A 12,729-nucleotide genomic window follows, 5' to 3' on the forward strand; every position below is an offset into this window, starting at 1 on the left:
TTGAAATCTGTCGAAAAATATCGTCTGGTCAAATCACACCTCGTCTATGGGCGTAGATTACCGCCCTTTAGGGGTGTCCAGAATCATTAAGCCAGATCAGTCAGTCCCCTCTCCCTCCGGGAGAGGGCTAGGGTGAGGGGCTTTTCCTGCGGGCACAAAAAAACGCCAGACTAGCTGGCGTTTTTTGTAGCCGACTAACTCTTACGAGTTGGCACGAGCCTGGTTACGCAGGGCTTTCACCTGGTCGTGGTTGCGTTGTACGCCGTGGTACTGACGCTCAACCAGGTCACGAATACCCACCAGATTGTGCTTGGTGATTTTTTCCAGCGCTTCCTTGTAAGCCTTCAGGGCATGGTCTTCACCGCGCTCGGCTTCGTTCAGCACAGCCTCTTCGTCTTTGCCGGTGAACATGGCTTTCACGTCGACCCAGCGACGGTGTAGGTCACCGCTGACGCTGGTGGAAGTTTCCGGATCGCCGCCCAGCGAACGAACGGCCGCTTGCAGCTCAGCTGCGGCAGCGGCGCAATCAGCTGCGCGAGTCACAAACAGGCTTTTCAGCTCTGGGTGCTTGATGTCTTCGGCGCAAGTCTTGAAACCTTCCTGACCGTCCTTGGAGGTTTCGATCAGGTCATTGAGTACCGAGATGGATTCTTTGTTTACGTCAGTCATTTTCCAATTCCTTGCGGTTGGTTGAAGATGCAAGGGATATTGCAGTGTGCGTGCCAGTTTGCTTATTGAGAATAAAACCTTGTTTTTCAGTGGCTTAGAAAAGATTGAACCATCTGTATGCTGGTTTTTTGCATGATCTGTCATTTGGCCTGCATGCAGAATGCCTGTATTTTCCAGACTGATCTGAAAACCAACGAAGCGCGCTGATGAATCCGGAAAAACTCGAACTGCTGATCACCCGCGAGATGCCTTTCGGCAAGTACAAGGGCCGAATCATTGCCGACTTGCCTGGCCCCTACCTGAACTGGTTCGCCCGTGAAGGCTTTCCCCACGGCGAACTCGGTGGTCTGCTCGCGCTAATGCAGGAGATCGACCACAACGGCCTGTCCGACCTGCTTGAGCCGCTACGCGCCAAACATGGCAAACCCGCCCCGCGCCACTGAAGCGCCCTCCTCTCTTGAGCCATGCCGACCATGCCTGACAACACCCGCCGAGCCCGTGACGAAGCTTTCTGGCAAACCTTTGCCGACCGATACGATGTGCAGCCCGGCCCGGTCAATCTGGAGAACGGTTACTTCGGGCGCCTGTCGCGTACGGTGATCGAGGAATACCAGCGCAACATCGAGCTGATCAACACCAGCAACTCGGTTTACGTGCGCCAGCGCTTTGAACAGCACGACAACCTCGAGATCCGCGCGCAACTGGCCGAACTGATTGGCGTACGCGCGCAAAGCGTGGCCCTGACGCGTAACGCCACCGAAGGCCTGCAATCGCTGATCCGCAATTACAATCGCCTGCAGCCGGGCGATCAGGTGCTGATCTGCGACCTCGACTACGACACGGTCAAAGGCGCCATGCGCTGGCTGGCGAAACACCGCGGGGTCGAGGTCATCGAAATTGCCCACCGCCATCCTGCCAGCTTCGAAAGCCTGCTGGAAAGCTACCGCGAGGCGTTCATCCGCCATCCGAAACTCAAACTGATGGCCCTTACCCACGTCACCCACCGCACTGGTCTGGTCATGCCGGTGCAGGCCATCGCCGCGCTGGCCAAAGAGCATGGGGTCGACATCATCCTCGACGGTGCCCACGCCCTCGGCCAGATCGAATTCGATCTGCAAGCGTTGGGCATCGCTTTCGCCGGCTACAACCTGCACAAGTGGATCGGCGCGCCGCTGACCCTCGGCTTCATTTATGTTGCCCCGCAGCGTCTGGCCGACATCGATCCGGACATGGGCGAGATGCATTATCCGGTCACCGACATTCGCGCGCGCACCTCGTACAGCACGCCAAACATCCCGGCGCTGATGACCCTGCCGCTGGTGTTCGAAGAGCACAACGCCCTCGGCGGTGCCGCAGCCAAAAGCGCACGCCTGAATTACCTGCGCAATCTCTGGGTCAGCGCAGTGCGGGACCTGCCGGGCATCGAGGTGCTGACGCCGGATGATCCGCAACTGTATTGCGGGATCACCTCGCTGCGCTTCACTCGTCATGCCGATCAACAGGTCATGGTTGAGCGCCTGCTCAACGAGTTCAACCTGTTCACCGTGGTGCGCACCGGCGCCGCATGCGGGCCGTGCATCCGCGTTACACCGGGGCTGACCACCACGGCTGGCGAAATGGAGCAACTGGTAGGGGCGCTGAACCAGCTGCGCTAGAACGGCACAGCGGAATTTTTTTCGTAGCCTTCAAGGCCAAGCTGCGACGATACGGCGAAGGTGTCGATGCCGAGCGTCTGGCAGGCGAAGGCACCGTCGTCGAGATCCGTGCCGGCGATCGGCTGCAACACCAACCGCAAGGCTTCCTCGGCGGGCACTTCACAGTCGCAGCAGCCGGGCAGGTGCAAGGTGCCGGCCCAGGCTTCGTGGTGAGCCTGGGCGCTTTTGTCGTCGCTGGGGATGTATACGTTCAGGGAAAGGCAAGATGTGCCAAGCGCCGGGCGATCCGGGTAGATGCTGGTGAAACGGACGATGCCCTGGCTGTCGGTCAATTGGCTGCCGCAGAGGCTGGTGTGGCTATCGACACGCTGCCGAATGCGCACCAGCGCGCCGGTAACCGGCTCGCCGGTCATCACATCGACCAGCAACAGACGCAGGATCAGCGGCAGGCCTTCGACCCCCTTGCTGATATTGCGCACCTGGGGTTCGGCTGCTCGGCCATCGGGGCGGCCATGGGTGGCCAGCTTCGGTTGATAAAGGGATTGTGGCGTAAGGGTCAGAGACTGAAGGTCGTCCATGAGGCGTTCTCTCTTCCATAAGATGAACGCAGGTTAACCCCGTGAAACAGCCAGCGTGCGGTAACTATGTATCGCGGCATGTACCGGCGGTTGTTTCAGCGCAAAAAAAAGGTGCGCCGACCAAGCGCACCATAAAGCCGTAAAGCACACAACGAAGTGTCGGGTAACGATCAGTCCAGCAGCGCCAGAGCTTCGGCGGTGCATTCCTGAATGCGGGCCCAGTCGCCGTTCTTGATCCACTCCGGATCAAGCATCCAGCTACCGCCCACGCACATGACGTTTTTCAGCGCCATGTAGCTCTTGATATTGGCCGGGCCGACGCCGCCAGTCGGGCAGAATTTCACTTCGCCAAACGGACCGCCAAGGGCCTTGATTGCCGCTACGCCACCGCTGACTTCCGCCGGGAACAGCTTGAAGCGGCGATACCCCAGGCCGTAGCCTTCCATGATCCCCGAGGCGTTGCTGATGCCCGGCAACAGCGGGATCGGGCTGTCGACACTGGCTTCGAGCAGGTCGCGGGTGATGCCCGGGGTGACGATGAATTGCGAGCCTGCCGCTTCCGCCGCCGCGAGCATGTTGCGGTCGAGCACGGTGCCAGCACCGGTCATCAGTTCCGGGCGCTGTTCGCGCAGGATCTGGATCGCTTTGAGGCCGAACTGCGAACGCAGGGTCACTTCCAGCGCGGTCAGGCCACCGGCGGCGAGGGCGTCGGCCAGCGGCAGCACGTCCTGTTCGCGGGCGATGGTGATCACCGGCAGGATCCGCGCCTTGGCGCAGAGACTGTCGATCAGGGCAACTTTGTCCGCCATGGAAACGGTCGGGGATGGGGTTGTCATAGCGGCTGTTCCTTGGCTCATGGGCACCAGTAAATCTCTAACGTAGGTTGCAGAAACGCGCGCACCGGCATGGCCGCGACGTCATCGGATGCCAGCGCGGCATTCAGGGTGGTCAGTTTCGATTGACCGGAAATCGACAGAATCTTGTGTTTGGCCGAAGCCAGCAGCGCACGGCTCATGGTCAGGCGCTGACGCGGCACGCTTGGCGCCAGCATCGGCCAGCAACGGCGCATGCCATCGGCTTGCAGGGCTTCGGCGAGGTTCGGGCTGTCGGGGAACAGCGACGCGGTGTGACCGTCATCGCCCATGCCCAGCACCAGTACGTCGATCGGCGGCAGCTCGGCGAGCAGACGGTCGGCCTGTTCCGCAGCCTGCTCGACATTCGCCGCAGCGCTGTAGAGGCTGAGGAACTGCGCCTTGGCTGCCGGGCCTTTGAGCAAATACTGCTTGAGCAGACCGGCATTGCTGTCGGCGTGTTCGACCGGCACCCAACGTTCGTCGGCCAGGGTCACAACGACTTTCGACCAGTCCAGTTCCTGTTTGGCCAGATGCTGGAAAAACGCCACCGGGCTGCGCCCGCCGGACACCACCAGCACCGCGTTGCTGCGAGCCGCAATGGCCTCGCTCAATTGCTGGGCAACGTTCAGTGCCAGGCCTTCGGCCAGCAACACCGGGCTGTTGAATTCGCGGGCAGTCACGCCCGTCGGCAGTTGCACATCAGATATCGCCATACCACGACCTCCCGTCCCGCGTGATCAATGCAATGGAACTCATCGGCCCCCACGACCCGGCCGCATACGGCTTGGGCGCGTCACCGGATTTTTTCCACCCAGCGATCAACTGGTCACACCACTTCCACGCGGCTTCGATTTCATCTTTACGGACAAACAGGTTCTGATTGCCGTTCATCACTTCCAGCAACAACCGCTCGTAGGCATCGGGGATTCGCGCGCTACGCCAAGTGTCGGAGAAATTCAGTTGCAGCGGCCCGCTGCGCAGTTGCATGCCCTTGTCCAGGCCCTGCTCTTTGGTCATCACCCGCAAGGAAATGCCTTCGTCCGGTTGCAGGCGGATGATCAGTTTGTTGCTGATCTGCAGGCGCTGCTCCGGGGCGAAGATGTAGTGCGACGGCTCCTTGAAATGGATGACGATCTGCGACAGCTTTTGCGGCATGCGCTTGCCGGTGCGCAAATAGAACGGCACGCCGGCCCAGCGCCAGTTGCGGATGTCGGCACGCAGGGCGACGAAGGTTTCAGTGTCGCTCTGGGTGTTGGAATTCGGTTCTTCGAGGTAACCCGGGACGGATTTCCCCTCGCTGTGGCCAGCGATGTACTGGCCGCGCACCACTTGTGTAGTCAGGCCTTCCGGGCTGATCGGCGCCAGCGCCTTCAGCACCTTTACTTTCTCGTCACGGATGCTGTCGGCGGACAGGTCGGCCGGCGGGTCCATGGCAATCAGGCAGAGCAGTTGCAGCAGGTGATTCTGGATCATGTCGCGCAGCTGTCCGGCCTTGTCGAAATAGCCCCAGCGGCCTTCGATGCCGACCTTCTCGGCCACGGTGATTTCCACGTGGGAGATGTAATTCTGGTTCCATTGGGTTTCGAACAGGCTGTTGGCGAACCGCAGGGCGATCAGGTTTTGAACGGTTTCCTTCCCTAGATAATGGTCGATGCGGTACGTGCGGTCTTCCGGAAAGAACTGCGCCACCGCATCGTTGACCTTGCGCGACGATTCCAGGTCAGAGCCGATCGGCTTTTCCAGGACCACGCGGGTGTTCTCGGCCAGACCGACTTTTTCCAGGTTCTCGCAGATCGCGCCGTACACCGCCGCCGGCGTGGCGAAGTAGGCGATCATGCGCTGACTGTTGCCGGCCAGTTCCGCCAGCGCCACGTAGTCTTCGGCCTTGAGGAAGTCGACGTGCAGGTAGGTCAGGCGCGCGAGAAAGCGCTCGGCCACGGTTTCGTTCAGCTCTTTGCCGACGTAACGGCGCAATTCGGCGGCGATGAACGCCATGTGCTGCTGCTCGCTGCCGGGCTCACGGGCCAGCGCGATGATGCGCGTGTCCTCGTGCAGCAGGTCGGCACCGTCAAGGTGATAAAGGGCAGGAAACAGCTTGCGCAGGGCCAGATCGCCCAGCGCGCCGAACAAGGCAAAGGTGCACGGTTCAACCGTAATGGAAGGCATGATGTTTGTTCTTTTATCAAGTTAAGCTACAAATACCTTTTTTCAAGGCATCACTCAAGGGAAAATGTAGTAATAACCACAACATTTTCCCACAATGCACAATCCGAGTGGTGGTCGCCCGGACGCATCAGTAGGATAGGCCACCGTCCCGGGCCATATCAAAGGCCCAATTTGCATAGCCCGACGCAACTCTGCGTTGGTGAATCAGGAATTCCATATGGACCGCGTGCGAAATTTACTGGAACAGATCCAGAGTCGCCTTGAAGAGCTGAACAAGGCTGAACGCAAGGTCGCCGAGGTGATCCTGCTCAATCCGCAGCAGGCCACCCGCTTCAGCATCGCCGCCCTCGCCCAGGCCGCCTCGGTGAGCGAACCGACGGTCAACCGTTTCTGCCGTTCGTTCGGCGTCAGCGGTTATCCCGAACTCAAGCTGCAATTGGCCCAGAGCCTGGCCAGTGGCGCGGCGTATGTCAGCCGCGCGGTCGAGGCTGACGACAATCCCGAAGCCTACACACAGAAGATTTTCGGCAGCGCCATCGCCTCGCTGGACAGCGCTTGTCAGGCGCTGGACCCGAACCTGATCAGCCGCGCCGTCGACCTGTTGATCCAGGCCCGGCAGATACACTTTTTCGGCCTCGGTGCTTCGGCCCCGGTGGCGCTGGATGCGCAGCACAAGTTCTTCCGCTTCAACCTCGCGGTCACTGCGCATGCCGACGTGCTGATGCAGCGGATGATTGCCTCGGTGGCGCACACCGGTGAGCTGTTCGTGATCATTTCCTACACCGGGCGTACGCGCGAACTGGTGGAAGTGGCGCGGATCGCCCGGGAGAACGGCGCGTCCGTGCTGGGCCTGACGGCGGAGAATTCGCCGCTGGCCAAGGCCAGTACGCTGAGCCTGAACATTCCGCTGCCGGAAGACACCGACATCTATATGCCGATGACCTCGCGGATCATTCAGTTGACCGTGCTGGATGTGTTGGCGACCGGGATGACCTTGCGTCGCGGGGTGGATTTCCAGCCGCATTTGCGCAAGATCAAAGAGAGCCTGAATGCGAGCCGGTATCCGGTTGGGGATGAGTTCAACTGAAGATCAAAAGCCCCTCACCCCAGCCCTCTCCCGGAGGGAGAGGGGGCCGATCGAGGTGTCTTGCGCTATACATCGACCTGAATGACCGAGTCGATTATGGATTCAGCACTGCACTTTCACGTCGGCGTAACTCTTCAGCATCCCGCAATCAGTCCCCTCTCCCTCCGGGAGAGGGCTAGGGTGAGGGGCTACGATGTGACTGACACACTCAAGCCGCCGCCCACGCCTGCAAACTCAAATGCGCCTTCTCCCCCGGCGCCAGATGCAGACTGTCCGTCCCGCCCGCCGCCGCTTCCACACAGACAAACTCGGAAATCTCATCCCACGTCACGCCCAACAACGGCCGTGCCCCGGGATGCCAGACCACCGTGTCCGCGCTGTCGCCGGTATCAATGCACAACTCACGCTGCCAGGCGTGATCTTTCAGCTGCAATTCGCCGTCGTGCTGGAACACCCGCTGACACCCGCCATCCACCCGCAACTCGCCTTCCTGCTGGCAAGACTGACGGTTCAACTGGTCATAACCCTGTGCGCCTTCGAGGCCAGACAGCGCTATCTCACCGACATCGCCAATACGCCAGTAAGCGTGCAAAGCCTGGCTCAACTGGCACGGCATGTCGTCCTGATGCTCGGTGCTCAGACGTAATTCCATGCGTTCGCCCAGATGCGCGTGCAGGTCGACCTGCCAATCGCACAGCTGCAATTGCCAGTGCAGGCGCACGCCATCCTCGGCGCTGCTGCTGTCGAGCAGTTTCCAGTCGAGCAGTCGCGCCCAACCATGGGATGGCCAGGCGTTTTCGCTCGGATGACGGCCATACCAGGGCCAGCACACCGGCACGCCACCGCGAATCGCGCCGACATGCGGCCACTTCGCCGCACACCACAACCACGGCTTCTGTCCACGCGGCTGAAAGTGCAGCAACTGCGCGCCCTGACGACTGAACACCGCCTGACACAGCGGATGATCGATCACCAGCACGTCGCGCATCTGATAGCGCTCCCAGGCGAACACCGGTCGCTCGCGCAGGGATTTGAAGAAGCGTTGCAGCGGATGCTCAGGCATTGGCTACGGTTCCGAATTCAACTTTCATGGGCGGCGCGAACCCTCCAAAAAAAAGCGGACAGCCTGGGCTGTCCGCAAAATGCGCACATAGAGAGGAGCTTATCGCAGACGCGTCAGAACGTTGACTGAATTTTCAGGCCAGCGACCAAAGCGTTATCGACTTCATCCACACCGCCCGGATGGGTGATGTATTGCAGGTTTGGACGCACGGTCAGCCAGTTGGTGACGTGGAAACCGTAGTTCAGCTCGTAGTTGTATTCGGTTTCACGAATCGGCGAGAACGCGGCGTTGTCGTAGTCGGACACACCGTTGGAAGCGTTCAGCAGTTCAGCGTTGCGCTTGACGTCCTTGTTGACGTGGATACGCGCCGCGCCGATACCGATGTCATCCTTCGGACGCGCGTCGAACGGGCCTTTGTAGACAAACATCACCGACTGGTAGTTGTCGATGAAGTTGGTGTCCTTGTCATGGAAGGTCGCGTTGGCAGCGATGTTCAGACCGCGAGTCGCGTCACCGTTGTGGCTGGTGAGTTGCTGTTGCGCGACGAACCAGTAGCCGTGTTTGCTGCTGTGCGACTTGTACTCGTCACCCGTGGTTGCCGCATCGAAACCGTTGACGTCTTCGCGAACGTCATCGGCATCGGCCGTGCTCTTGTAGTAACCGACGCGGTATTCGCCCGGCAGGCTGTTGACCTTCGGCGACCAGACCAATTCAACCGGCAGCACGGTACCCTTGGTGCCGCTGCCGCTGAGCTTGAAGCCGTTGCCGTGTTCCAGCTGCGACGGGTTCTGGTTGTACGCACCGATTTGCGCATAGAGCTCGTCGTTGATGTTGTACTTCACACGGATCGCGGCCTGGCTGACTGGCCAGTTGTACCAGATGTTGGTCGCCCAGTTACCCACTTGCGAACCGCAGAATGCGAGGTTCTGGAAGTCGCACGGGAAGGTGTTGAAGTCTTCGCCTTCGCCGAAGTAACCGGCCTTGACGTCGAGCTTGTTGTCGAAGAACTGGTGCTGAATCCACAGTTGGGTCAGACGCACCATGTGGCCACGGCCGTAGACTTCCTGCGAGGAGCTGAGGGTGCCGGCACGCGGATCGCCAACGCGGTCGTTGGAGATGTTGTAGCCGTTACGGTTGGTCAGCTGGATCTTCGCTTGCGTGTTGTCCCAGCCCCACAGTTTCTGCAGGTCGAGGGCCACGCCGAGGCCGAACTGGTCGCTGTAGCGGCCGGTCTTGTCGTCGTCATAGCCGCCGTGCAGGTTGGCGCCCATCTCGCCAACGTAGTCGGCCTTGATGTCGATACCCTGCTCGATCAGCTTGGTGCGCTCGCCGCCCCAGTCGCCGGTCATCCATTTGGAGTCGGAGCTGAAGGCATCCGCCGCCATTGCATTACCGGCCAGCACCAGTGCAGCTGCCGCTGAAACCTGGCAGATCAACCGGGCATTGACGTGTTTCTTTTTCATCCCTACATCCTCGTCTTTATTGTTATTAACTGTTTTTATCTAACGCGGTTTACATAAATTGCGGTGCTCGACAGGCCGGGCACCGCGTGCTCCTTGTAGGAGTGAGCCTGCTCGCGATAGCGGTTTTACATTCAACATCTCTGTCGACTGATACACCGTCATCGCGAGCAGGCTCACTCCTACATTGTTTTTCAGCGCCCTTTGAATTGGGCGACGTTCGCAGACCGCGCATCGGTCTGTGGTTGACCGGCAGTGCCGAGGCGCTCGCCGGTATTGGCGTCGAACAACAACACTTTCGATGGATCGAATTGCAGCGTCAGGCTTTCGCCCACCTGCGGAGCCACGTCCGGTGCCAGTCGGCAGCAGACCTTGGTGTCATTCAGGTTGACGAACACCAGGGTGTCCGGCCCGGTCGGTTCCGTGACCTGCACTTCCGCGCGGATGCTTGGCAGGCCATTGCCCTCGCCGTTCGCCAGCACAATCTGCTCCGGGCGCAGGCCGAGGATCACTTCGCGGTCTTCAAGCCCGGCGTCCTGCATGCTCATCGGCAATTCACAACGCGCCTGACCGCTGTCGAGCAGCGCCAGCAGACGACCGTCCTTGCGCTGCAGACGCAGGGGGATGAAGTTCATCGGCGGCGAACCGATGAAGCTGGCGACGAACAGGTTCGCCGGGTCGTTATAGATGTCTTTCGGCGTGCCGAACTGCTGAATGATGCCGTCCTTCATCACCGCGACTTTGTCGCCCAGGGTCATCGCTTCGATCTGGTCGTGGGTCACGTAGACCGTGGTGGTTTTCAGGCGCTGGTGCATCAGTTTCATTTCGGTACGCATCTCGACGCGCAGCTTGGCGTCGAGGTTGGACAGCGGTTCGTCGAACAGGTAGATCTTCGGCCGCCGCGCCAGCGCACGACCCATCGCCACGCGCTGTTGCTGACCACCGGAGAGCTGGCCCGGCTTGCGATTGAGCAGGTGTTCGATCTGCAGCAGCTTGGCCACGCGGGCGACTTCTTCGTCGATCGCTGCCTGCGGCATCTTGCGGATTTTCAGGCCGAACTCGATGTTCTCGCGCACACTCATGGTCGGGTACAGCGCGTAGGACTGGAACACCATGGCGATGTCGCGATCCTTGGGGCTCATGCCGCTGACGTCCTGATCACCGATCATGATCGCGCCGCCAGTGATGGTTTCGAGGCCGGCGATGCAGTTCATCAAGGTCGATTTGCCGCAGCCCGACGGGCCGACGAGGATCAGGAATTCACCGTCCTTGATCGACAGTTCGATGTTTTTCAGGGTGTCCGGCAGGCCGGCCCCGTAGGTCTTGTTTACGTTGCGAAGTTCAAGCGTAGCCATGATTACCCCTTGACCGCGCCGGCCGTCAGCCCGCGCACGAAATACTTGCCTGCGACCACATAGACCAGCAGGGTCGGCAGGCCGGCGATCATCGCCGCTGCCATATCCACGTTGTATTCCTTGGCGCCGGTGCTGGTGTTGACCAGGTTGTTCAGCGCCACGGTGATCGGTTGCGAATCACCGCTGGAGAACACCACCCCGAACAGGAAGTCGTTCCAGATCTGGGTGAACTGCCAGATCAGGCAGACCATGATGATCGGCGTCGACATCGGCAGGATGATGCGGCGGAAAATCGTGAAGAACCCTGCGCCATCCAGACGCGCAGCCTTGACCAGCGCATCGGGAATGCTCACGTAGTAGTTGCGGAAGAACAGCGTGGTGAACGCCAGACCGTAAACCACATGGACAAACACCAGGCCGGTGGTGGTGCTCGCCAGGCCCATCTTGCCGAGGGTGAAAGAGGCCGGCAGCAGCACGGTCTGGAACGGCAGGAAGCAGCCGAACAGCAACAGACCGAAAAACAGTTGCGAACCCCGGAAGCGCCACATCGACAGCACGTAACCGTTCAACGCACCGATGGCGGTGGAGATGATTACGGCCGGTACGGTGATCTTGATCGAGTTCCAGAAGTAGCCATCAACCGTGGCCCAGGCCTTGACCCAACCGATGCCGCTGACCACGGTCGGCCAGCTCAGCAGGTTGCCGGTGCTGATATCTTCCGGGGTCTTGAAGCTGGTCAGCAACATGACCACCAGCGGCACCAGATAGAGAAACACCGCGAAGATCAGCACCGCGTAGATCGCGATACGGCTCAAGCTGATAGCGGGTTTGGCAGCAAGACTAGTCATTACGCTTGGTCCTCAGCTCGGAGTACAGGTAAGGCACGATGATCGCGAGGATCGCACCGAGCATCAGAATCGCACTGGCCGAGCCCATGCCCATCTGGCCGCGACTGAAGGTGAAGGAATACATGAACATCGCTGGCAGGTCGGAGGAATAACCCGGGCCACCGGCGGTCATTGCCGCCACGAGGTCGAAGCTCTTGATCGCGATGTGCGCAAGGATCATTACCGCACTGAAGAACACCGGACGCAGGCTTGGCAGCACGACTTTCCAGTAGATGCGCGGCATGCTCGCGCCGTCGATCTGCGCGGCACGGATGATCGATTGATCGACGCCACGCAGGCCGGCAAGGAACATCGCCATGATGAAGCCCGAGGCTTGCCACACAGCGGCGATCACCAGGCAATAAACCACGCGATCGGGGTCGATCAGCCAGTCCAGACGGAAGCCTTCCCAGCCCCAGTCACGCAACAATTTGTCCAGGCCCATGCCTGGGTTGAGCAGCCATTTCCACGCGGTACCGGTGACGATCATCGAGAGCGCCATCGGGTACAGGTAAATGGTGCGGATAAAACCTTCGCGACGGATCCGCTGGTCGAGGAACACCGCCAGCAACACGCCGATCACCAGGGTGATGCCGATGAACATGCCGCCGAACACGGCGAGGTTCTTGCTCGCCACCCACCAGCGATCGTTGTCGAACAACCGCGCGTATTGCGCCAGGCCGGCCCACTTGTAGTTGGGCAGGAAGGTCGACGTGGTGAACGACAGAATGAACGTCCACAGGATGTAGCCATAGAAGCCCACCAGCACGATGAACATGCTCGGCGCCAGCACCAGTTTCGGTAGCCAGCGCTGCAATGCATCGAACGGCGAGGCCTTGCTGAACACAGCAACAGAACTCATGGGGAAATCCACAATAAGGGTTTACGAAAGCATTCCCCTTGTAGGAGTGAGCCTGCTCGCGATTGCGGTGTGTCAGTCACTTATGTGGCATCT

13 protein-coding genes are annotated in these 12,729 nt (G+C 60.1%); 3 read left to right on the plus strand and 10 right to left on the minus strand.

Going from position 1 to position 12,729, the window contains the following annotated elements; genetic code table 11:
• Positions 1–201: 201 nt before the first annotated feature.
• Positions 202–669 carry a PA2169 family four-helix-bundle protein gene (locus tag DCO47_RS21525; RefSeq protein WP_042607255.1) on the minus strand — a complete coding sequence of 156 codons (468 nt, stop codon included), beginning with the start codon at positions 667–669 and terminating at the stop codon, positions 202–204.
• A gap of 206 nt (positions 670–875) precedes the next feature.
• Between DCO47_RS21525 and DCO47_RS21530 the strand changes: the two genes are divergently transcribed.
• Together DCO47_RS21530 and DCO47_RS21535 are read left to right on the plus strand one after the other, a co-directional pair.
• A complete protein-coding gene (locus DCO47_RS21530; protein ID WP_003227425.1) occupies positions 876–1,112 on the plus strand; it encodes a DUF3820 family protein in 237 nt (78 codons plus the stop codon).
• 30 nt (positions 1,113–1,142) lie between these two features.
• Positions 1,143–2,324 (plus strand): aminotransferase class V-fold PLP-dependent enzyme, encoded by a 1,182-nt coding sequence (locus tag DCO47_RS21535; RefSeq protein WP_042607399.1) that lies wholly within the window; start codon positions 1,143–1,145, stop codon positions 2,322–2,324.
• Here DCO47_RS21535 and DCO47_RS21540 read toward each other — a convergent pair.
• The 4 genes from DCO47_RS21540 to zwf all read right to left on the minus strand — a co-directional run bounded on the left by DCO47_RS21540 (position 2,321) and on the right by zwf (position 5,922).
• Positions 2,321–2,902, minus strand: coding sequence for a hypothetical protein (locus DCO47_RS21540; RefSeq protein WP_064364967.1), 582 nt, complete (start codon positions 2,900–2,902; stop codon positions 2,321–2,323). The genes DCO47_RS21535 and DCO47_RS21540 overlap by 4 nt on opposite strands.
• A 170-nt stretch (positions 2,903–3,072) precedes the next feature.
• Positions 3,073–3,738, minus strand: coding sequence for a bifunctional 4-hydroxy-2-oxoglutarate aldolase/2-dehydro-3-deoxy-phosphogluconate aldolase (locus DCO47_RS21545; RefSeq protein ID WP_016773539.1), 666 nt, complete (start codon positions 3,736–3,738; stop codon positions 3,073–3,075).
• Positions 3,739–3,755: 17 nt separating this feature from the next.
• Positions 3,756–4,469 carry a 6-phosphogluconolactonase gene (pgl, locus tag DCO47_RS21550; RefSeq protein WP_116658881.1) on the minus strand — a complete coding sequence of 238 codons (714 nt, stop codon included), beginning with the start codon at positions 4,467–4,469 and terminating at the stop codon, positions 3,756–3,758.
• The gene (zwf, locus tag DCO47_RS21555; protein ID WP_042607258.1) at positions 4,456–5,922 is read right to left on the minus strand and encodes a glucose-6-phosphate dehydrogenase; all 1,467 of its coding nucleotides are present in this window, start codon (positions 5,920–5,922) and stop codon (positions 4,456–4,458) included. Before zwf ends, pgl begins: the two co-directional genes overlap by 14 nt.
• Positions 5,923–6,148: 226 nt before the next feature.
• Here zwf and DCO47_RS21560 point away from each other — a divergent pair, with 226 nt between their 5' ends.
• Complete coding sequence (locus tag DCO47_RS21560) at positions 6,149–7,009, plus strand: MurR/RpiR family transcriptional regulator (protein ID WP_169842436.1); 861 nt, start codon at positions 6,149–6,151, stop codon at positions 7,007–7,009.
• 208 nt (positions 7,010–7,217) lie between these two features.
• On the opposite strand, the gene DCO47_RS21565 is transcribed toward DCO47_RS21560, so the two are convergent.
• The 5 genes from DCO47_RS21565 to DCO47_RS21585 all read right to left on the minus strand — a co-directional run bounded on the left by DCO47_RS21565 (position 7,218) and on the right by DCO47_RS21585 (position 12,636).
• The gene (locus tag DCO47_RS21565; RefSeq protein WP_116658882.1) at positions 7,218–8,072 is read right to left on the minus strand and encodes a D-hexose-6-phosphate mutarotase; all 855 of its coding nucleotides are present in this window, start codon (positions 8,070–8,072) and stop codon (positions 7,218–7,220) included.
• Between the two features lie 113 nt (positions 8,073–8,185).
• Positions 8,186–9,535: a carbohydrate porin gene (locus tag DCO47_RS21570; protein WP_042607260.1), complete on the minus strand. Its 1,350-nt coding sequence runs from the start codon at positions 9,533–9,535 to the stop codon at positions 8,186–8,188.
• Positions 9,536–9,726: 191 nt separating this feature from the next.
• On the minus strand, positions 9,727–10,887 hold the full coding sequence (locus DCO47_RS21575) for an ABC transporter ATP-binding protein (protein WP_064364972.1): 1,161 nt from the start codon (positions 10,885–10,887) through the stop codon (positions 9,727–9,729).
• A gap of 2 nt (positions 10,888–10,889) precedes the next feature.
• A complete protein-coding gene (locus tag DCO47_RS21580; RefSeq protein ID WP_042607262.1) occupies positions 10,890–11,735 on the minus strand; it encodes a carbohydrate ABC transporter permease in 846 nt (281 codons plus the stop codon).
• Positions 11,728–12,636 (minus strand): carbohydrate ABC transporter permease, encoded by a 909-nt coding sequence (locus tag DCO47_RS21585; protein WP_042607263.1) that lies wholly within the window; start codon positions 12,634–12,636, stop codon positions 11,728–11,730. Before DCO47_RS21585 ends, DCO47_RS21580 begins: the two co-directional genes overlap by 8 nt.
• Positions 12,637–12,729 lie beyond the last annotated feature (93 nt).

Origin of the sequence: Pseudomonas sp. NDM, from assembly GCF_003105095.1 — a bacterium.
GTDB lineage: Bacteria > Pseudomonadota > Gammaproteobacteria > Pseudomonadales > Pseudomonadaceae > Aquipseudomonas > Aquipseudomonas moraviensis_A.